General features: G+C 62.0%; 16 protein-coding genes. 12 read left to right on the forward strand and 4 right to left on the reverse strand.

Going from position 1 to position 21,227, the window contains the following annotated elements:
- Positions 1–2 precede the first annotated feature (2 nt).
- From NKL04_RS25650 to NKL04_RS25660, 3 genes are all read left to right on the forward strand, one after another.
- The gene (locus NKL04_RS25650; RefSeq protein ID WP_023672136.1) at positions 3–1,001 is read left to right on the forward strand and encodes an ABC transporter permease; all 999 of its coding nucleotides are present in this window, start codon (positions 3–5) and stop codon (positions 999–1,001) included.
- Positions 998–2,179, forward strand: a complete 1,182-nt coding sequence (locus NKL04_RS25655) for an ABC transporter permease (protein ID WP_023702557.1) — start codon at positions 998–1,000, stop codon at positions 2,177–2,179. The genes NKL04_RS25650 and NKL04_RS25655 overlap by 4 nt, the downstream gene beginning before the upstream one ends.
- A gap of 147 nt (positions 2,180–2,326) precedes the next feature.
- Positions 2,327–2,806, forward strand: coding sequence for a class I SAM-dependent methyltransferase (locus tag NKL04_RS25660; RefSeq protein ID WP_023672134.1), 480 nt, complete (start codon positions 2,327–2,329; stop codon positions 2,804–2,806).
- Positions 2,807–2,821: 15 nt separating this feature from the next.
- Here NKL04_RS25660 and NKL04_RS25665 read toward each other — a convergent pair whose 3' ends face one another.
- Complete coding sequence (locus NKL04_RS25665) at positions 2,822–4,237, reverse strand: adenylate/guanylate cyclase domain-containing protein (RefSeq protein ID WP_023685078.1); 1,416 nt, start codon at positions 4,235–4,237, stop codon at positions 2,822–2,824.
- A gap of 301 nt (positions 4,238–4,538) precedes the next feature.
- Here NKL04_RS25665 and NKL04_RS25670 point away from each other — a divergent pair, with 301 nt between their 5' ends.
- The 3 genes from NKL04_RS25670 (at position 4,539) to NKL04_RS25680 (ending at position 7,392) form a co-directional block, all read left to right on the forward strand.
- A complete protein-coding gene (locus tag NKL04_RS25670; RefSeq protein WP_023702558.1) occupies positions 4,539–5,360 on the forward strand; it encodes a hypothetical protein in 822 nt (273 codons plus the stop codon).
- Between the two features lie 137 nt (positions 5,361–5,497).
- Positions 5,498–6,019, forward strand: coding sequence for a GNAT family N-acetyltransferase (locus NKL04_RS25675; RefSeq protein ID WP_023702559.1), 522 nt, complete (start codon positions 5,498–5,500; stop codon positions 6,017–6,019).
- A gap of 29 nt (positions 6,020–6,048) precedes the next feature.
- Positions 6,049–7,392, forward strand: a complete 1,344-nt coding sequence (locus NKL04_RS25680; protein WP_352724566.1) for a hypothetical protein — start codon at positions 6,049–6,051, stop codon at positions 7,390–7,392.
- A gap of 20 nt (positions 7,393–7,412) precedes the next feature.
- On the opposite strand, the gene NKL04_RS25685 is transcribed toward NKL04_RS25680, so the two are convergent.
- Both NKL04_RS25685 and NKL04_RS25690 read right to left on the reverse strand, forming a co-directional pair.
- Complete coding sequence (locus NKL04_RS25685) at positions 7,413–9,176, reverse strand: adenylate/guanylate cyclase domain-containing protein (protein WP_023702561.1); 1,764 nt, start codon at positions 9,174–9,176, stop codon at positions 7,413–7,415.
- A gap of 149 nt (positions 9,177–9,325) precedes the next feature.
- Positions 9,326–11,335 (reverse strand): SAM-dependent methyltransferase, encoded by a 2,010-nt coding sequence (locus tag NKL04_RS25690; RefSeq protein WP_245271467.1) that lies wholly within the window; start codon positions 11,333–11,335, stop codon positions 9,326–9,328.
- A 37-nt stretch (positions 11,336–11,372) separates the two neighbouring features.
- Between NKL04_RS25690 and NKL04_RS25695 the strand changes: the two genes are divergently transcribed.
- The 3 genes from NKL04_RS25695 to NKL04_RS25705 all read left to right on the forward strand — a co-directional run bounded on the left by NKL04_RS25695 (position 11,373) and on the right by NKL04_RS25705 (position 14,696).
- Complete coding sequence (locus NKL04_RS25695; RefSeq protein WP_245271468.1) at positions 11,373–11,684, forward strand: hypothetical protein; 312 nt, start codon at positions 11,373–11,375, stop codon at positions 11,682–11,684.
- 253 nt (positions 11,685–11,937) lie between these two features.
- Complete coding sequence (locus NKL04_RS25700; RefSeq protein WP_245271469.1) at positions 11,938–12,237, forward strand: helix-turn-helix transcriptional regulator; 300 nt, start codon at positions 11,938–11,940, stop codon at positions 12,235–12,237.
- Positions 12,234–14,696: a phage/plasmid primase, P4 family gene (locus tag NKL04_RS25705; protein WP_023702564.1), complete on the forward strand. Its 2,463-nt coding sequence runs from the start codon at positions 12,234–12,236 to the stop codon at positions 14,694–14,696. The genes NKL04_RS25700 and NKL04_RS25705 overlap by 4 nt, the downstream gene beginning before the upstream one ends.
- An 854-nt stretch (positions 14,697–15,550) precedes the next feature.
- On the opposite strand, the gene NKL04_RS25710 is transcribed toward NKL04_RS25705, so the two are convergent.
- Complete coding sequence (locus NKL04_RS25710) at positions 15,551–17,737, reverse strand: hypothetical protein (RefSeq protein ID WP_023702565.1); 2,187 nt, start codon at positions 17,735–17,737, stop codon at positions 15,551–15,553.
- A gap of 108 nt (positions 17,738–17,845) precedes the next feature.
- On the opposite strand from NKL04_RS25710, the gene NKL04_RS25715 reads away from it, so the two are divergent.
- From NKL04_RS25715 to NKL04_RS25725, 3 genes are all read left to right on the forward strand, one after another.
- Positions 17,846–18,094 carry a hypothetical protein gene (locus NKL04_RS25715; protein WP_023702566.1) on the forward strand — a complete coding sequence of 83 codons (249 nt, stop codon included), beginning with the start codon at positions 17,846–17,848 and terminating at the stop codon, positions 18,092–18,094.
- 780 nt (positions 18,095–18,874) lie between these two features.
- Positions 18,875–20,089: a DGQHR domain-containing protein gene (locus tag NKL04_RS25720; protein WP_084568606.1), complete on the forward strand. Its 1,215-nt coding sequence runs from the start codon at positions 18,875–18,877 to the stop codon at positions 20,087–20,089.
- Between the two features lie 496 nt (positions 20,090–20,585).
- Positions 20,586–21,029: a hypothetical protein gene (locus NKL04_RS25725; protein ID WP_023702569.1), complete on the forward strand. Its 444-nt coding sequence runs from the start codon at positions 20,586–20,588 to the stop codon at positions 21,027–21,029.
- Positions 21,030–21,227 lie beyond the last annotated feature (198 nt).

Consider the following 21,227-nt stretch of genomic DNA (forward strand, 5'->3'; position numbering starts at 1 on the left):
GCGTGCTTCGATATCTTGTCTGGCGCATCGCCGTGATGGTTCCAACGCTGCTGGTCATATCGGCGCTGGTGTTCACCATCATCGAACTTCCACCGGGCGACTATTTCGACAGCTATGTCGCTGAGCTTCGGGCCCAGGGCGAAGCGGTGGATTCCGACCGCATCCAGATGATGCGCAAGGAATATGGTTTCGACCAGCCGCCGGTCATTCGCTACTTCTACTGGGTGGGCGGGATGCTGCACGGCGATTTCGGCTATTCCTTCGAATATGAGCTGCCGGTTCGCGACGTCGTCGGCGACCGAATGTGGCTGACCGTGCTGGTTTCCTTCGTCACGATCATCTTCACCTGGCTCATCGCCTTTCCGATCGGCATGTACTCCGCCACGCATCAATACAGCTGGGGCGACTACGGCCTGACTTTCTTCGGCCTTCTCGGCCTTGCCATTCCGAATTTCATGCTGGCGCTGATCCTGATGTATTTCGCCAACATCTGGTTCGGCACGTCCATCGGCCACCTCATGGACCAGCAATATCTCGGCGAGCCGATGAGCTGGGCCAAGGCGAAGTCGATCCTCGCCCATCTCTGGATCCCGGTCCTGATCATCGGCACCGGCGGCACGGCGAGCATGATCCGGCGGCTGCGCGCCAATCTGCTCGACGAACTGCACAAGCAATATGTCGTTACGGCGCGCGCCAAGGGCCTGCATCCGTTCAAGGCGCTGGTCAAATATCCGCTGCGCATGGCGCTCAATTTCTTCATTTCCGACATCGGCTCGATCCTGCCTGCCATCATTTCCGGCGCCGAAATCACGGCTATCGTTCTGTCATTGGAAACGACCGGGCCGATGCTGATCAAGGCGCTGCAAAGCCAGGATATGTATCTGGCTGGGTCATTCCTGATGTTCCTCGCCTTCCTTACGGTCATCGGCGTGCTGATTTCCGACCTGGCGCTGGCGCTGCTTGATCCACGAATTCGTTTGCAGGGTGGCAGCACCAAATGAAGCAGGACTCGCCGCTGCCCGCTCCGGGTGCTCCACTGCAACACTACATTTCCGGCGCGCCCTTCGACCTGCAGTCGGTCGAGGCGATGACGCCGGAGCAATCGAAGGTCTTTCAGGCATCGCAGTTGCGGCTGATGTGGTGGAAATTCCGCAAACACCGGCTTGCGCTTATATCCGGCATATTCCTGGCAGTGCTGTATTCCGGGATACTTATCTGCGAGTTCCTGGCGCCCTACAATCTGCACTCGCGCAACATGGACTACATCTATGCGCCGCCGCAGCACGTGCACCTGTTCCACAATGGCGAGTTCGTCGGGCCGTTCGTCTATGGCCGCCAGATGACGCTGGATATGGACACGCTCAAGCGGAACTACATCGAGAACCACGACGACGTTCAGCGGCTCCGTTTCTTCTGCCAGGGCGACACTTATCGGTTCTGGGGCCTGATCGAAGGTGACAGGCATTTTGTCTGTCCTGCCGAAAACGGGCAGCTGTTTCTGGCCGGCACCGACAGGCTGGGGCGCGACGTGCTCTCGCGCATGATCTATGGCGCACGCATTTCACTGACTATCGGCCTCGTCGGCATCAGTTTCAGCTTCCTGCTCGGCATCGTCATCGGCGGACTGGCCGGCTATCACGGCGGTATCTTCGACTTGATCGTCCAACGGATAATCGAAGTCCTGCAATCGATTCCCAGCATTCCGCTATGGCTGGCCCTGGCGGCGATCATGCCGATAACGTGGAGTCCGATCCTGATCTATTTCGGCATCACCGTCATCCTCGGGCTGCTCGACTGGACCGGACTGGCGCGCGCCGTGCGTTCAAAGCTTCTGGCCTTGCGCGAGGAGGATTACGTTCTGGCGGCGCAATTGATGGGCGCCGGAAGCAGCCGCATCATCAGGCGGCATCTCATTCCCGGCTTCATGTCGCATCTGATCGCGACGGCGACGCTCTCCATCCCTGGCATGATCCTGGGCGAAACGGCGCTGAGCTTCCTCGGGCTCGGCCTGAGGGCGCCGATAACCAGCTGGGGCATCCTGCTCACCGAGGCGCGCAGCGTCAGCGTGATCGCGTTCTATCCATGGCTGCTTTTGCCGATGCTGCCGGTCATCCTCGTTATCATGGCGTTCAACTTCCTCGGCGACGGCTTGCGGGACGCCGCAGACCCCTACAAGTGATATCGCTGTTCCACCGCGAGGCCTGCCGAACACTCCACCCGGTATGACGCTTGTCGGCGGCCGGTTGCGTTATTGCAGGGTTCGTCGTTCGCCTTTATATGCAGCAAGCCTCGATCGGGGCTGCTGGTTCAGGACACACAATCGCATATGAGTCGCCTCGATAATTTCATCAGCAGGATGACCGCGCAGCGCGACATTCTCAATCGAATCTGCCCCGAGGTGGCGAAGATGGAGGGGCTTGTGCTTGAGCTCGGCCTCGGCAATGGCCGGACATTCCACCATCTGCGCGAGCTTCTGCCCGGGCGCCGGATCGTGGTGTTCGACCGCGAAGTTGGCGCGCACACTAGCTCAATTCCCGAAGCTGAAAACCTCGTGCTCGGCGAAATACGCGAGACGGGCCGCAAGTTCATTGGCATCGAAGCCGCCCTTGTTCATGCCGACATTGGCACCGGCTATGACGATCGCGATGCAGTGACCGCTACCTGGCTTCCCGATCTGATTGCGAGCCTGCTTCGCGTCGGCGGCTTCGCGGTCAGTGGCACGCCGCTCGATCACCCGCTGCTGCAACACCTCCCGGCGCCCACTTCGGAGCCCGCCGACCGTTATTTCCTCTGCAAGCGCGTGTGAGCGGTAGAGAACTCTTCAGGGGATCGTATAAACCGCAATCTCCCGCTCGATGCCGCGCAGCGAGACCTCGTGCGGCACGGGCGTCAGCGCGTTCCTGTGCAACAGATCGGCGGTGAGATTATCGTCGACCACCGCACGCGTGGCGAAGATCGCCTGTGCGTTGGCGAGGTTCTGGACCCGCGAAGCAATGTTGACCGTCTGGCCGAAATAATCCTGCCGCTCGTTCATGGACACGGCTATGCAGGGGCCGGCATGAACACCGATCTTGAGCAGAAGGTCCTCGCGCCCGCTTTTGTCATTGAGCGCCCGCATGGCGTCGCGCATCCGCAGCGCCGCGGCAATCGCACGGTCAGGCGTCGCGAAGGTCGCCATCACCGCATCGCCGATCGTCTTCACAACCGCGCCTGCCTCCGCCGCGACGATCTCGTGCAGAACCTGGAAATGCTCGCGCACGAGATCGAAGGCTGAAAGATCGCCCACCCGCTCGTAAAGCTCGGTCGATCCGCGCAGATCGGTGAACAGGAAGGTCAGGCTGGTGATCTTCAGGCGCTGGTTGATGTCGAGCGTATCCGTGCGATAGAGATCCCGGAACGTCTGGTTGGTGAGCAGGCGCTTGGCGGTCACGAAGGGCCGGCGCTTGCCCAGGAAATCATGCAATACCGGGCAGGCGATGAAGACCGTCGGCAGCACGCGCGTGTCGGTCCTGTTTTCCAGCGAAATGCGCAATGGGCCGGGCTGCATCTCCAGCGTCTGGCTCTGGACATGGTCGCGGTCGAAGGCCAGAGAGAGGTTTCGCCGCTCTTTTGCCGGTTCGCCCTTCGCGTCGATGAACTGGGCCGAATGCGTGACCGGCTCGAAGACGATGATAAATTGGGGCGGAAGCTGGATGTGCAGAACCGCCTTTTCACCGGGCGCAAGCTCGATATCTTCCAGCGAGAACGCTTCCATCTTTTCCGCCAGATCCTCGTCCGGCAGATCGGCCCCGGACGCCCAGTAGATCTGGCGGTAATATTCCACCAACGGCAGTTCGTGTGGATTGTGGGCGGCAATCCTGCGCACACGGGGACTGACGGTGAATGTCACCTCGACCATCTCGTCGAGTGTCGGCGAATAGCCCTGGGAGCACAGCGCGCAGGTGTATTCGTCCTTCTGCATGGTTTTCAGCGTGGCGTTGGTGTCGAGCACGCCGCCACAGCCGGGGCACAGAACATTCCAGGAAATGTCGAAGATGCCCACCCGCGCCGCATGGAGAAAGGCGCTTATGGTGCGTTCCTCGTCGAGGCCATGCTTGCTGGCGAAGGCCAGCGCATTGATGCGGCAAAGTTCGCGGTCCTTGCCCTCGGCGATGGTTTGCCGGATTGCGTCGATTGCCTGCGGATCGACATCGGTCGATTGCCGCAGAAGCGAGAACAGATCCTGAGCTTCGGTCATCGTGCAGGCTCCGGAAATTGCGCCGTTAGGGCATGATGCCGAAAAGTGTGAAGCGGTTTTCGGACGACATCATGCTCTATTTCCTGATTCAGAGGCGGATTCAGATTTCAGGTCGGACAGACCTGAAATCATCCGGCTCTAGGCGTGTTGGCCGGACCGATCTTCGACCCGAACGCTCCATCATACTGCGAAATGGACCGTACGGCCATTCGAATGGACAAGCCTGGTGACAGGTCAATTTCCATTTGTTGAATTCCAAACTATGATAGCCCATGGGGCATTCATCTCTGGGGTTTTCTCCATGCCGACACGCGACAACCCGCCGTTTCCGGCGGCCCTGCGCCTTTTCTCGGCGGGGGTCATCATCGTCCTGATCGTCGGGGCCGGCCTGTTTTTCGCGCCCGCGCTGGTCAAGCCGCGCTGGCCCTGGGCCGTCACGCCGTTCAATGCCCGCTTCCTCGGCGGCTTCTACACCGCCGAAATGGCAGTGATGGCGGCGCTGCTGGTCTGGAATCGCTGGTCGCCCGGCAGGCTCGTGCTGGTCATGGCCTTCATCTTCACCGTCATCGTGTCGGCGGCTTCGTTCATCAACCTTGGCTATTTCAACTTCGAGCGCAAAGCCCCCTGGCTCTGGTTTCTGGTCTATCTTGCGTCAGCCGCGGTATCCGGGCTGTTCCTGTGGCTGGCAAGGGCTCGCCCTTCTGCAAAAGGCGTGATCTTGAACTCCGCATGGCGCGCCTACCTACCGGCGGAAATGGCAGTCCTGGGGCTCTACGGCGTCGGCCTGTTGCTGTTTCCCCTGACATTCGGTGGCTTCTGGCCATGGCCGATCGATGCTTTTCACGCCCAGGTCTACAGCGCCATCTTCCTCGCCGGCGCCGGCGGCACCTATCTCGTCTGGAGAAGTGCACCGCGTGAGGAATTGCTGGTGCTCGGCCTGGCGCAGTTTCTGGTTGGCCTGCTTGCTGTTCTTGGCCTCTTCATCACCGACGCTGCCGTGCACCGGATCGACTGGACGGCGGCCGGGACATTGTGCTGGCTCGCCCTTTTCGGCTGGATCGGCATCAGCGGTATCCTCAAACTCTACGCCGCCCCCCGGCATTTTGCCGCGCAATCGGCATAGGTCGCAGAGACGGCTGGATTTTCAGGTGACGTCCGGTGCATCGTGCCGGGCATATTGCCTCTGTCGCTTTGTTCTGACGCAATTCCGGACGGAAAACCGCTCACACTTTTCCTGGAATTGCGTTAGGCGGGAAAGCCATGACCAGCACGACCTCCTTATCCGAGAAAATCCAGCCGCAGCTCCGGGCCGTCCGGCCAAGCGATGCCGAGGCGCTGTGCGCTATCTTCAATATGCCGGGGTTCCGCTGGGGCACGCTCAGGATGCCGTTCGAGATGGTGGAGCAGGTGGAGCGGCGCATCGCCAAGTCCGGCCCGGAAACCACCTGGATCGTTGCGGAGCTGGACGGCAAGGTTGTCGGCCATGGCAGCCTGGTCGCGCAGGGTTCGCCGCGCCGCTCGCATATCGGCGAGATCAATATCGGCCTTGACGATGGCTTTGTCGGCAGAGGCATCGGCTCTGCCATCCTTGGCGCGCTGCTTGACGTGGCCGACAACTGGCGCGCCCTGAAGCGGGTCGAGTTGACTGTCTATGCCGACAACGAACCGGCCATCCGTCTCTACACAAGCCACGGCTTCGGGGTCGAGGGACGGCATGTGAAGGCCGGTTTTACCGACGGGCAGTACCACGACCTCCTGAGCATGGCCCGGCTGCGGTTCTGATGACCGCCGTCCCTGCCCCTGCGCCTCCGGTGGACATTTTGGCTGTGCTGTCGCTGCTCTGCCCGGAGGTCGTGCGTGACATCGAGCAGAACTGGAATGCGCCGGTTTCCGATTATGCCCGCCATCTGTGGCGGCCGGTGGCAAGGCCTGGATCGGCCCCGTCGATCGCTGCCCGCTCGATCCTGCGCGACGTCCTGCAGCAGCGCCTCGGTGCGATCATGCAGCCCGAAGCGATCGACAAGGCCCTCGACGAATTCGACCACAGACCGGTTATCCAGTCCGGCCTGCACTGCCTGCTTCTGATGGATCGCATCACCTTCGATGCCCTGCTGCTTGCCTGGCTCGGCGCGGTCGAAAACGGGCTGTCGGCTTTTTTCGGCTTCATGGGAACGACGATGACCATGGAGACAACCGGCCGGGAGGGGCCGGGATGGCTCGATGTCGGCGACGACAAGGTCAATTTGTTTGGCATGGGGCGCCACAAACTGTGCCGCAAAAGCGCCTGCGCGGCCGGTCCCGTTACCCTCAACGGGCGCGCGCTCGAAACGGTGGGCAATGAGACGGATGCCAGAAGCTGGCTGGGCACGCTGCTTGCCAGCCAGGGCAAGGTATTTGCAACAGCCGCCGATGCGCTGACAGAACTCAACGAGGATCTGGTCGCCGATTGGGATCGTTCCGGCATGGCCCGGCCGGTTTTCGTCGATGATAGGCTGGCCGCGACTGTCGTGGCGCGGCATCTGGAAGATGAAGGCAGTCTTCTTTCCAGGCTGCTCCTCAAGCCCCCAAGGCGCCGGCGTCTCGACCATGCCTTGCAAGAAGCCGCATCGGGCCCATTTGGCAGGTTCCTGCCCAATGCCACGGCCTATTTCTGGGGCATCCGCGAGCAGCGCGTGCGCAAGCTCGTCCTCAAGAACGGGCGGCTGATCGAGCCTGACAGGCCGCATGGTCTTTCCATCCCGTTCGAGCGGCCGCATCTCCAGCAGGCACTGCTGGACGGCATGCTTTTGCCGGACTTGTTCCTGATGTTCCTTGCCCTTGCCATATTGCCGCGCGTGCGGGTTGTGGGCGGCCTGAGACAGATTGGCTATGTCGCGCTTTTCCACTCGATCCTGCTGGCTGCGCTGGATGAACACGCGCCAGAAGAGCGCGATCTGGCCGCCGAGCTGCAGGTTCGGGAAAATGCCTGGGGCATGCGGGTCATCGATGAAAAGATCTCGGTCCGCGAGCAGCTTGCCGGCCTGCCGGAAGGGGCGCTCTTCCCGGACCTGCTCCGGCAATACCGGTTGCGGACATTTGCCGAGACGACCGACGACCTGAAACCGGTTCGCGAAAACCCCCGATGGCGCAAGATCGGCCGGGCCTCACGCCTCTGATCCGGCCGGGCTTTAGCCCGTCATTGCACCACACCGGCCTTGCGGAGCCCCTCGACCATGAGTTCGAAATCGGCAGGGTTCTTGTAAGGCAAGACCTTGCGGCGGTGTTCCAGCGAATAGGCGGGATTGACGCGAAGCAGGTCCTGCCATGCCGTATGGGCCTCCTCCAGACGGCCCAGATGGCCGTAGGTGGCGGCCAGAAGCGCGCGCGAGAGGTCGGTGACAGCGTTGCGAGCCAGCCGTTGCAGCAAGAGGTCGACCGCCTCTTCGTACCTTCCCAGTTGAAACGATGCCAAAGCCTGGAAGTGCAGAAGCACATCCGGGAAGTATGGATTCAAGGTCTTTCCCCGGGCGAAACTCTCTAGCGCCTCCGCGGGTCTACCCGAATAATACAGCGCCTCGCCGCGGGCGACGTGCGCTTCGGCGAAGTTCGGATTGAGGGCTATCGCGCGCTCCACCTCGCCGATGGCCTCATCGTGCCGTCGTGTGTAAAGCTTGGCCGATGCCAGCGCCCAGTGCGCCCAGGGATCGCTGTCATCCAGCGTTACCGCTCGCGTTGCTGCCTCTTCCGCTTGCGCCATCGAGTCCGACGCACCCCACCTGTTGAGGTAATCGAGCCCGTACGTGAGGGCTAGGAAAGCGTGGGCAGAGGCAAATTTCGGGTCCAGTTCGATGGCCCGCTGCAAGAGCTCGCGGGCCGCGACGTTCGTGTCCTTCGTCAGCCGGTGCCATAGCTCCCGGCCCCGCAGGAAACAGTCATACGCCTCCGGGTTGCGCTGGTGTTCGGGCGCCAGCCGCAGACGGTCATCCTCGGTCAGATTGAGCGCCAGTGCACCGACGATGTGCTGCGTCACGTCATCCTGCACGGCGAAAATGTCGGTCAGATCGCGATCGAACCGCTCCGCCCAAAGATGGCCGCCTGAGATTGCATCGATGAGCTGCGCGGTGATGCGTACCTTGTTCCCCGACTTGCGTACGCTGCCTTCAAGGACATAGCGCACGCCGAGCTTCGTGCCGACATCCTGCACATGGACGTTCTGGCCCTTGAAGATGAAGGACGAATTGCGAGCGATGACGAAGAGCTGTGACAGTTTGGACAGCGCCGTGATGATGTCTTCGGAGATGCCGTCGGCGAAGTAGTCCTGTTCGGCATCACCGCTCATATTGGCGAACGGCAGCACGGCGATCGACAGTTTCGGCGGCGCTGCCGCAGCCGGAGGGCTCGTCGGGGTTTGCGAGGTCACGGCCACCTTGGCCCCGGCGCCGACCTGCAGCGAGTACACCCGGATCGGCTCGGCGATGTTCTTGAGCTGTGTGCTGCCGAGATCGCTGACCGAGAGGTCAAGCCTGGCCTTGACCTGGCGATAGGCATCCTCGGACAGGCAGATGGCGCCGGGCGCCGCAACGCCCTCCAGACGCGAGGCGATGTTGACGCCGTCACCCATCAGGTCGCCATCGCTCTCTTCGACCACGTCGCCCAGATGGATGCCGATCCTGAACTCGATGCGGCGCTCCTGCGGTACGCCGGCATTGCGCTCAACCATACCGTTTTGAATCTCAACGGCGCAGCGCACGGCATCGACCACACTGCGAAACTCAACCAGTGCCCCATCTCCGGTACGCTTGATAACCCGCCCGTGGTGCACTGCAATGATCGGATCGATCAGGTCGCTGCGCAGTGCCCGCAACCGCGCCAAGGTACGATCTTCGTCCGCGCTCGCGAGCCGGCTGTATCCGACCACATCTGCAGCCAGGATTGCGGCCAGCTTACGGTTCTCGCTCATGGGTCGCCTCCTCATCTCCATCATAGCAGGAAGACGGCGGGACGAGGGAATTTTCGCAAATCACGGCCACGCAGCCACGCTACCGGCAGCGCTCTGACACCAGCCCACGCGGATGCCCATTTGCGCTGCCGCACCGACCAGTTCGGCGTTTATCCGAGCACGGCCTCCACAGTGGCGACAAAGTCATCGAGCGAGCGGTCGCCGCGAATCTCGATGCGCGGAAGGTCGATGAGATCGCTATCGAGGTCCGCCGGCCCGTGCCTGCGGCCGAAGCCTACTCGATAGCCGCACTCCCTGGCCAGCCGGCCAAGCCGTCGGTCGGTGACGGAGAAGGGTGCCGCGAACGCCGTGGTTGGACGGCCGGTCCAGCGTTCGATGAACAGACGAGAGCGCAGGAGCTCGGCGGCCAGGTCAGCGCTCGACAGACCATCGATGGCGCGATGCGTCGCCATGTGGCTGCCGAAGAAGGCGCCTTCGGCAGCGAGGCGTCGCACCGTCCCGGCGCCCATAAGCGGCGTCGGCGGACCGATGTCGGTGTCCCACTTTGCACTTTCGCCCACCAGGTCCGTCACCAAGAACACTTCCGCGGTCAGGTCGTTAGCGCGCAAGATCGGCCAGGCATGGTCGGCGAAGTTCTGGAAGCCGTCATCGAAGGTGATGAGCACCGGGCGGCCGACGAAAGGCTGACGGTTGGTGATGAACTGCTCCAACTGCTCGGAGCCAATGGCGTAAAAGCCATTGGCGCGCAGCCATGCCATCTGGCTGGCGAATGCGGCGGGCGTGAGCCGAAAGCGAGCGAGCGCGGCCGGACCTCCATCGGCAACGCCGTGATACATGAGGACAGGGATATGCCGGCGCTGCTCGTTACGTGCGACGTCGCGGCGCAAGGCTCGCGCCCCACCCCAGACGATATTTCGCGCGACGCCGATTTCGATGGGCGCGCGGATCGGCACATGATCGATCACCGGGTCCGTCGCCACATCGCCCGGCGACAGGCGGCGGAAGCGGTCTATGCGGTAGAGCTCGGTCTGGATCGATTGCTCGAGGACGAGGCCTTCGGTCGCCGCCAGCGTCTCGGAGATCGCCTGGGCGCCGAATGTATTCCAGTCGAAGCCGGTCTTTTCGACATTGTCACGCAGCACGAATGCGTGTGCGCTGATGAAGCTGCCGCCAGGCGCCAACGCCTCGGCGAATTTCCTGGCGATGCGCCGTAGCTCGGCGAGATCATCGAGGTAGTAGAGCACTTCCGAACAGACGATCAGATCCATCTCACCCGGCAGCGTGTCGGCAGCGAAATCGAGTACGCCGAACTCGACATTCGGCTGATCGTTGCATCGGGCGCGGGCTCGCCCGACGGCTATGGCGGAAATGTCGGTTGCGGTCAAATGGCCGACGCGAGGCGCCAGCTGCCGCGTGAAGTGGCCCTCCGCGCAGGCCAACTCGAGCGCCCGCCCGATGGGACCGGGAGGCAGGATTTCGAGCTGGCGCTCGTATTTTTCCTGCTCATAGGACGAACCGTAGTTCCACGGATCTTCGGTCGCGAAATAGCTGTTCCAGAACGCCGTGCGATCCTTGTCGTGCTTGTCCGCGACCCGTGCGCGGCGCGGCGCAACAGGCTCTGACGGTTCAGCGCTCGACCGAACCAGGTCATGCGCCTGTGCGGCCAATTGCGCGAGTTTGCCGAAGTGGCTGTCCGGATCGGGCTCGCTTCCCGCCATGGTCAACGATGCCTCGGCTGCAGGCGTGTTTGACGTGGTCGCGCCGGCGCCCTTTTGCGGTGCAGGCGATCCTCTCGCAAGCCGCTCAGCAGGCACTACATCCAGGATCAATTCAATCCAATGATCGCTTGTCACCGTCCCGAGTGCGGCGAACAGCACGACAGCCTCGATCCGGCCATCCAGCATCAGATGGGCATAAATCTGATCGATGCCCTCCGGCAGTTCGGTCGCGGTCGGGTTGCGAGCGTCGACGCGAATTCCGAGCGTTCGCGCCAGCCTGCGCGGCGTGGCAAGATCGTCGGGTTCGAGAAGCATTTGCTCAAGCTGGTACTGGACGCGGCGAGCCGCTGCGGGATTGTCCCAGACCTTGCCGAGTTCGATGATCAATGCGGTGGTTGCGCTGCCGAAGCTGTCCCACCGGGCAGCCAGTTGCCCCGGCACCGAAAGGCTTCCTGCCACAAGGCCATCGAAGATCACCTTGGCGATCTCACGCGCCCACTTGCGTCCCGCCGGCAGCGCGCGCAGGGGCTGCGGGTCGATCGAGCGCGAGCCTGAGCCGCATTCGGACGCGGCGTTCCGCAACGCCAGCCAAGCAAGCGCTTCGGATGCGGTGCCGCCGTTCGCCGAACTGGAAACCAAGGGATTATGCGCCACGCCGTACTACCCGCGCCTGGTTTTGAGGGAGAACAAGTGTCCCGCAACGCGCTACCACTTTGTCTTCGCTCATGTCTCGCTTTCTGTGCTGCCCGCCGCGGTGCGCTGGCAGGCCGAGCTGTGGTCGGATGCGTAAACGCTAGTTCCGCTTTGTCAATCTGCAAGGGCGTTGGCCGCGGCAGGTGTTATCGAGGCAGCTCGCGCCTCGCCGGCTGCGCATAGGTCCGCGCGCCGTCATTTGGCCCAAGACGCTCGACTTGCCCAGCCGCAGCTGCTCCGGCGGGACTTGGCACCAAAAAGGCTTCCTCTGGCCCGTTTTGTTGCGACGTTCGGAAGCACGCAAATTGCGAGATGTGCCTCTCCGTCCCCCGTAACGGAGAGTAACTATCGTGCCAGATCGCTTCATAAGTATGGACGAGGTCGTAGATCGCGTCTCGTTTTCCCGAACACACATCTACCGCAAGATCGCCAACGGCAGCTTCCCGCGGCCCGTGCAACTCGGCGACCACAAGGTCGCGTTCCTGGAGCGAGAGATCGAGGACTGGATCGTTGCCCGGCTAGCCGCTCGCGACTTGGCCGAAGGTAGGGCCGAGCGCGCCGAGCGCGCTCGTACCGTCGCGCTTGGCAAGGTAGGCACGGGCGCCGCTGCATCCGTGGCCGGTGCCGCCGGCGAGAGGAGCGGCCAATGAACGCTCCCGTGGACATTTCCGCCAGCGAGTTCGTCGACACGGACGAGGCGATCCGATTCTTGTGGCTGCTGCACCCTGAAGGACCCTGGGTATTGTGGGCCAAGGAGGCCTATGGCCCAGGGCTCTGGTGCAGCGCAGCCTACGGTCCGGGCGACGAGGAGAAGGTGTCGGCGTGGGTCGTCGGGCACGCTCTGCACAACCAGTACTACCATGTGAACCCATACCCCAACGTCCGGCGCAGCGAGCGCGGCGCGCTGCTAAAGGCGAGCAAGACCGACATCACCGAGGTGCGGTACCTTCACGTGGATGTCGATCCAAGTCCGCCGCCCGTCGACGCGTCCGACGAAGAGAAAGCGCGTCACGTCGGAGCTGAGCGCGATCGCATCGTCCCATTGCTGATGGACGCCGAGCCCACCTGCATCGTCGACAGTGGCGGCGGGTTCCAGGCGCTTTTTCTCCTCGACGTGCCAGTGCAGTTGGATGGCTCCGTGGAGATGGCGGACGATTTCGCACGCCGCAACCATGCGCTCGCAGTTCGGCTTGGTGGCGATGTGTCGGCCAAGGACGTAAGCCGCGTGCTGCGTCTGCCTGGCACGACAAACTGGCCGGACAAGAGGAAGATCGAAAAGGGACGCGAGGTCGCGCCGGCCAAGATGCTCTGGCATGAACCCACGACATTTCCGTTGTCGTACTTTCCGGCAGCAGAGCGCGAAAAGGCGTCGCCAAGTCAGGGCGCCAGGCTGGCACCAGAGCGAACGGTCGGCAACAACACCGGAGAGCCGGCGACGACGCCGGCAAAACCGGCATCAGGCGCCGATGTCGGCGAACTCCTCGCGCGCCTGCCGACCGATCTCGCCGCGATAGTCAGGACCGGTTCCGACGAGCGAAACCCAGGACGCTGGACCTCGCGCTCCGAAGCGGTCTTCTTCGCGGCCTGCTCCCTGGTTCGCGCCGGTTGTTCCGACGACGAGATCGCAAATGTCCTGACGGATAGCAACCACGGCATCAGCGCGCACGTTCGCGACCAGGGCAAGCCGCGCGAATACGCGCTGAAGCAGGCGCGCGACGCTCGCGAAGACGTAGGCTCGGGGCCGCTAGTGCTAAGTCGCGGAAACCCGCTCTTTAGCGCCAGCGAGTTCATCCGCCTTCGTCGGCCTAACCTAATGCACACCAACGGCGAATGGCTGGACCACAACGGCTCGAGCTACAACGAGGTGGAGAAGGCGACCGTGGAGTCCGAATGCTATCGATTCCTCGCGACGGCGGTGGAGGAAGATGCCAACGGCAATCGGAAGCGGTTTTCCGTAACGAGAAATCCGGTGGCCGACGTCGTCGCCGCGCTGGAGGCGACCGCGCACAAGGAGAGGGACCGATATCGCCCGCCATGCTGGCTGCGTGGCGACGGGCCGCCTGCCGGCGAGATACTCGCGTGCGCCAACGGCCTCGTGCACCTGCCGTCGGGAGTGCTGCTGCCGCCGACGCCCGACTTCTACACTCGGAACGCGCTCGGGTTTGGGTACGAGCCCGAGGCGCCGGCACCAACGCGCTGGCTCGGGCTGCTAAGCGAATACTGGCCAAACAGCCCCGAAGCCAGGGACACTCTCCAGGAGATGATGGGCTATCTGCTGGTACCGGACACATCGCTGCACAAAATCTTCCTCTTTATGGGGCCACCGCGCAGCGGCAAGAGCACCATTGCCCAGGTCATCGGGCATCTGGTCGGCCAGGAAAATATCTGTGGCCCGAACGCGTCCAGCCTCTCGCATCCGTTCGGGTTGGAGCCGTTGATTGGCAAACAGCTTGCCATCCTCGGCGACATGCGCATCGGCAGCAAGACGGACCAGGCAGCCATCGCCGAGAACCTACTGCGCGTCAGTGGCGGCGACATGGTCACTATCCATCGGAAGTACAAGCCGGCCTGGAACGGCCCATTGCCCACGCGGTTTCTCATCCTAAGCAACGAGCTGCCGCACCTGGCGGACGCGTCCACAGCCCTGGCAAACCGCTACCTGCCGCTGGTCTTTTTCAAGAGCTATCTCGGGCGTGAGGACCCTGACCTGCTGGTGCAACTGCTCGCCGAACTGCCAGGCATTCTGAACTGGTCCATCGAGGGATGGCGCCGGCTGAAGGAGCGCGGTCGCTTCGAGCTGCCGCCCGAGTCCAAGGAGGTGCTCGGCTCCCTTATAGACCTCGGTTCGCCCGTCACCGCCTTCGTCGAGGAGCAGTGCGAACTTCATCCCGAAGCGTCGGTCAACAAAAACGAGCTGTTTCAGTCCTGGCGCGCCTACTGCGACCAGCGCGGTTTTCATCCGGGCACCATCAGCACCTTTGCGAAAGACCTCATGGCGGCCGTTCCCAGTGTCGGTCGTAGCAAGGAGCGGCGTTCCGGTAGCCAAAGGGTGAATGTCTTTCTTGGCATTCGCTTGTGGGCCGCCACCCGGCAGGACGCGCCGTTCTAGGACTTGCCGGTCCCTCGTCGCGTGTCGGCGCACCGTGCGCCTGGAAAGCCAAGCCGTGGTGGATGGTCGGGCGCCACGCTGTCGTCGTCGGCGGACTGCCCTCTAGTCGGTCGCGATTGCCGAGGAGGGGACCCTTTGCATTACGCCGGGCCAGGTTTTTTGCCCGGGGAGCTCCCGAACGACGCGCCAGGGTGCTAACGCCCGCCGCATGGCGCCACGCCGAGCGTTTTGGGGGTTGCCCGGCCAATAAACAATAAACAAGGTGACACTGTCGTCGGACAGATCGGGGCGAGCGTTGCGAAGGCGACGCGAGGGATGGCAGCTACGATGACCCCGCCAACGCCGGCGATGGCCGGCAAGCGTGGCCACGCGTTCGTGCCGACCCGCCCAACGGAGTCCAGGCGGCGGAAGCCCAGCGGTTCAGCTAGAGGCCCGGTCCGGCCGGTCCGACATAGAAGCAATTCTTCCTCTTACTACTCTTCTTCCCAGCTCTCTCCGACGTCTTCCCTTGACCGCGATTAGAATAAGAAAATGGTCGGACCGGGCGGACCCACTTTTTCGCGGACGGGCTCAGGTTCCGAGCGACTACCTAGGCGAGCACTATCGCAACGGGTAGTGCCCGGCACCGCATCGATGTAAGTCTTGGGCACGGATGAGGCGGAAGGCGGTGCCGCATATGACCGCTTCGCGCCCAAGTTCGGTCGTTGAGAAAATCGCCGCAAGATCCCGAAAGCAGTCATACGCGCGACTAGGCGCAGCGGTCCTTTTACGTCTACCGAACCTCTGCCTGGATGGGAAGGCAAGGCATCTGTCTCGATGTCGCCCGCAGCTTGATCGACGCGGCGAACTCGTCGCTATTGGTCTGCTGCGGAGCCTTCTACCTGGCTATCAGCCGCTGCCGGAGCGACACTCGCTGGCTGAGGCAGAAAGTAAAGCTGGTGGGTCGCCTCCGCCAGGTCATGAGCGCTGGATGCGTAGATATCCTCGCCGACGGCATCCTTGCGCCGCTCGTAGAAATGATACGGCTCGAGCTCTTGGTGAGTAAGGAGGATCACGCGGCGGACAAACTGAGTGTTGAGGGATTTGGCCAGCTCGATTTCGTCTGGCGTGAACGCGGACAGCTTCGCGAGGAGGATGTACGCCGCGAAGCGCTCGTTCGGGAAAGCATCGGCAACTTGCCGCAAATGCTCGATGTCGATGGCGTCGATCGCACCGCCAACATCCTTGCACTCACCGATGATAACTGCCGGCCTCGAGGAGCGGGGCTCGTGTACCAGAGCCACTAGGTCGGTCTCGCAGACGGGTAAGCCGCCGGTAGGATCGATGGGCTTGAGATCGTATGAAGCGCCATAGCCCTCGGTGTGGAACGTGCTTCTCAGGTTCACGTAGAGCTGCTGCAATACCATAGCCACCGGTATGGCGCCCGCTGCGTTCCTTTCGACGCCTAGAACGCCGGTCCGTCTGTAGGCGAATTGCCCATCGACCAGCTGTCGGGTCGCGTCAAAGTCGGTCCCGCAAAGCGGGCACGTTGCTTTCTGCTTTAAGCTGTCGAGCGGGGTCCAGCTCGAGAGTTGGCACGTCGGGCAGCGCAGGTCCGAACCGATTCGGAACAGGCCTTTTTCTACCAGATGAGTAAAAACCATAGGCGGCGTGAGATCCGTGCCAACCCCCCGCTGTTCGATGTACAGCTGCCGATGGTCCGCAAATGTGGAACCGGTGTCAGGGTCCTTCGAGCCAATTTTGTTGGTGGCGTCATTCTTTGAAAACGAGTGCGTTGGGCCAAATGACTTGATCAGTCTGCGGACGCCTGAAATCTTGAAGGCCCGAACGCCATCCAGACCTCCCATACTGGTGACAAGCTGGCGAGTGATGAGGCCACTCCCACTCAGCTTGGCCTCAAAGCCCGCCAACGCAAACGTGCGCTCGATGAGTGCCGGTATGGGCATAGCGCCGAGCCTAAGGTCAACGTCGGCGGCGTCGATTATGATGCCAACGTTTTCGGGCTCAAGTCGCAGGCCATCATGGTGCATAATCATCGTGCGGCCGGCGAACTCGTTCAGCTCCGGAACGCACGGCGGGATGAAGGTGTAGTTGCTGCCGTCGCCACGCGCGCCAATAACCGAAATAGAAGCCATGAGGTGCTGCTGGTGGAACCAAGGGTCCGACGCAAACGGCTTGTCCTTTAGCGCGAAGCTAAGGCTAGGCAACTGGCCCGGGCCGCCGAGCACTGCAAGTGCCGACTCTGTGCCAAAATGCATTTTCGCCGGGCTGACGTTGTGCCCATTCCATGTTGCCTCGCCCACCCCGCAGACCGCCCAGGGGCCGTCGCCAAGGGTCGCGGTTGCGTTTTCCCTGTTGGCGTCCAGGCACCAAATGGCGGGTCTGTTGTGAAAGTCGTCGCGTCCAGCGAGGCTGGTCCGCAGCCTTGTCTCATAGTCAGCTTTGACAAGGCCAAATCGCGCTGGGTGCTGGAGGTCGTGCCACGCAATCTGGATGCCGCACGCGCGAAGGTTCCAGAACGTGACAAGGTCATCGATGTTTGCCGCGCTGCCCAGATAAAAGCCTGGATAGTCCCATCCTGCACGTGCCGAATAGTGTGGCGTCAGATCGTAGCGGCTCAAATGGGATATCCCCGGATACTGCATGATCTCTGCCGGTATCGGGGCGCCATTCGCAATCGGCAGATTAACTGCCTGGACCGCTTGATCCAGACTGCTCCGGTAGTCGATCCCAACGGCTTCGTGCGCGGGGTATTGGCCATACTGCATCAAAAAAACATCGGCCAGGGGATCGCCGTCATCCCAGGCGGCGACTCGAACGCCATGCTCGACCATCGCCTTCCAGTCAGGATCATCCCGCCGATGGATCATGAGGTTACGAACGTCGAGCACGGTGGCCGTGCCTTCCCGACCACCGTATGGTGGATAGAATAGGTTCGCGGGAACACGGCCGCTCTGGAGACCGGCATACCCCCGCTTGAATAGGGCTAGGTCTGCGTGATTTCCCACTGAAGTCACGATGTCGGGGCGGAACAGCTCCATGAGTCGGTGGGCTTCCGGCCGATCGATCAAAACAATGGGGTTGTAACGACCGCCCCAAAGGCAGTGGCAGTACCTTACTGCAGCACGGACGCTATCGAGGTCACTTGAGTGGACCGCGAATGCAATCCGCAGCGGGCGGTACACAATGTCAACACGGGCCGTTTCCATATTTTGATTGTGCCACTGGAGCTGCTCTTAGCCAATGTGGGTTCGGCCTGGCACATCCGCGGCGTTCCGACCTCGGTGCTTCGTACCACCGAAATGAACGTCCGCTACGTTCTTGCCGACGCCGCCAGTCTGCAACCGGCCCCAACCCCGCCATTCGACGCTGCACCAAGCAAGCTCTCCACCGGGTGAACCGATCGGCCCGGCCGGTCCGGGGTCGCAACGATTCTTTTTCTTTGCTACCTCTCGCTCCCAGCCCTTCGACGTCTTTCGGTCCACTGCGCTTTGAATAAAGAAATGGCCGGACCGGTCGGACCGCCCTTGGCAGGCCAGGCTCCAGCACGGGACGACTGCCCAACGCTGATCGCGAACCACCATGCGCCTAGCGCGATCATTCCGGTAAGCACTTCACCGTGGGCATAGAGCCGCAAGGATTTGGCGGCAGAAAGTGCTGACGGCCAAGGTCAGACTACCCGGGATCCCACGGTGCCGGGCCGCACGGTTCGATACCGTCGGCCTCGGTCAGCGCCAGACGCGCGGAACGGCAGGAAATAGTGTACTGGCCGACAGCCGAAATCGGCCCAACGCGCGCGCGCTTTAGAGGCAAGATCTGTCTGGCCAGTCCGGGATAGGACTCTTTGCCGGGCAGTCTGGAGAGCGATTCCGGAATAGCGCTTGGCTTACGTCGACATCAAAGCGGCATAATGCCGAGAGTGTCGGCGGTGTCACAAGCGACAGCGCACCGAACCAACCTTGCCCTTCGCGCGATCCACTGCACATGCCGGTGAATGCCGGATCCTGCCTATAGGATCTATTTTCGCGGATCCGCTGATTTTTTCTGGACAAGGCACCGAAGATCAGTCATTAAGGCGATGCGGTCGAGAGATCGTCGGACTCTTGGGCCCAAAAAAACGGGCCCACCGGCTGGTACCCGGGGAGCCCGTTCATCAACCCCAGCTAAGAGGTTTTCTCATGTTTACCAATGTTGCTCCTGAAATGGAAGATGATTCAATGGCGCGTCCCACCTTTACGCCGGAACCCGGCGCCTTCTTAGCCCCTAACGCCATCCCGGTTATCCTAGGACCGAAGTTGATCCGGGCCGACGTTCCGATCGTCACCGGCTTCATTCCGGCAGGGGCGCTGATCCCTGCCAATTTCGTCGTTCCTCATCGTGATTCCCGTACGGGACGTGGCTATCAACGCCTGCCCCAAGAGGCGCGCATCAACGAATTGGCCACCGACTTGCGGAAGGGCCGCGTCGACCTGCCCACGTCGGTGCTTCTGAATATCCGCAATCGCGAGGCGCGCCGCGCTTTCCATGACGGCCAGCTTAACCTCTTGCCCTTCAACGACGCCGGCCGGTCGCTTGGTTACGAGCCCAAATTCTACGTCGTTGATGGACAGCACCGGATCCTCGCTTTGAAGCGCCTGATTGAGGAGTTTGAGGAAGATCGTTGGTCGAAGTACATGATTCCGTTCACCTGCATGCTTGGTGCGACAGAAGACGAAGAAATGGACCAGTTCTACATCGTCAATTCGAAGGCCAAATCGGTGCGGACCGATCTTGCCTACGAGCTTTTGTCGCAACGCGCACAGGACCCCGAGGTGATGGAGTCTCTCGTGGAGCGCGGCCGGGACTGGCAGGTCCATGGAATGAACATCGTCAAGCGGCTCGCCGAGGATAGTCCTGTTTGGCGCAACCGCATCCGATTCGCCGCAATGGAAAAGGGCGACACGGTCATGCCTTCGGCGTCAATGGTTTCGTCGCTCAAACCGGTTCTCGGTTCGCCTTATTTCAAGGCGCTTTCCCCTGACCAGGTTGTGTTGATCCTAGATGCCTACTGGCGTGGTATCCGCGAAGTTATGCCCGAGGCCTTCGACGAATCGTCGGAGTTCTCCGTCCAGAAAGGCATTGGCGTGACGGTTCTTCATATGTTGCTGACGCAGGTGATTGAGATTGCTCGTTCGCGAGGGGATGCGGTCACGGAACCCACGTCCTACGCGCGCATCTTGCGGGATGCGCTTGAACACATCGAGGGCGAGAACGCCTCGGGTGATCCGGTCTCCGGGGTTAACTTCTGGCGCGCTGCTCCACTGGGCGCGGCGGGGTCGTATTCTAGCAGCGCCGGGCGTCGTGTGCTGATTGCCAAGATGCAGCAGCGCCTCCCCAAGATCAGCGTTCAGTAGGCGGGTCATGGGAAAACGTGCTGAACCCAGCGGTATCGTACTCGCAGCGGACGATGCTGCAATCGCAAAGGGCATGTTGGCCCGAGGCGACAGGCAGCATGACATCGCGGCTTGGTTTGGAGTAAACGGCGGGCGTATCGCGGAAATTGCCACAGGCAAACGGTATCTTTGGGTCGAGCCGGCGGATTCGGGGGATGTTCCGCCCCGTGGCCCTTATCCCGCCGCTAGGGTTGCTGTCGAAGTAATGGCCGCGCTTACGGCTGCTAAGGCCGCACTTGCTTCTGCCGAGGCAATGATCCGTCACTCGCACCATTGACGGGATGTCAAGACTGCATCAGGCCGCCTGGAAACCGGGCGGCCTGCTTGTCTTGCGGTCCTGGCAAGGACCCGCGTGGGGGAAATGGGCAAAGACCGCCTCCGAGACGCCTGTGCCAGGTGGGTGGCCATAACTTGAAGGTGCTCCCCTGTTGGGGCAGCGGTCAGTAAGGGGGATGTCATGCAAATAACGATCGAGAAGCTGCAGGCCATGTCGCCGGAGCAGCGGGCAACGCTCTACGAAAATGCCAGGAAGCGCCTGGAACAAGGCGGTCAAGAAGTCATAGACCTGATCGACGCGTCCGGCCTACCGCTTCGTTCCGGCGGGATCACATTCTCCGACCCGGTGCACCTCCGCATGGAGGAGATCGCATGGTCCAGTCAGGGCAAGAGACTCCTGGTTGAAGCGACAGAGGCAGGTATGCCCGCTTTGGCAGGTGTCGAACCATTGATTGTCGCCGACCTCGGAGTTCTCTATCACCCGCACGACCTCGGAACTGTCGACGCCGGCTCCATCGTTGGGCAGGTGATGCGCCATCTCGGATATGAGCTCGTCGATCGCAAGGACATGCCGCCGGGTTCAGTGGCCAAGACTGCGGCGACGTGGCGCACGCGCCATCGCTAGCCCGGGCGGGAGCGACGCAGCGCATACCCGGCTTTTCGTTGGCCAAATGGCCTTCGGCTCCCCCTACGCTCCCCTGACTCGCCGACAATACGTCGACGGACCACCTTTCTCGCTGGTTTGCGGCCCGGCACCCTAACCTCGGTTGGAGTATGGTGCCGCCGCGGTCCGTCGCCTAGAAACTTTCTGCCGTCCGATCGG

The sequence above is a fragment of the Mesorhizobium sp. C264A genome (assembly GCF_040324515.1).
GTDB lineage: Bacteria > Pseudomonadota > Alphaproteobacteria > Rhizobiales > Rhizobiaceae > Mesorhizobium.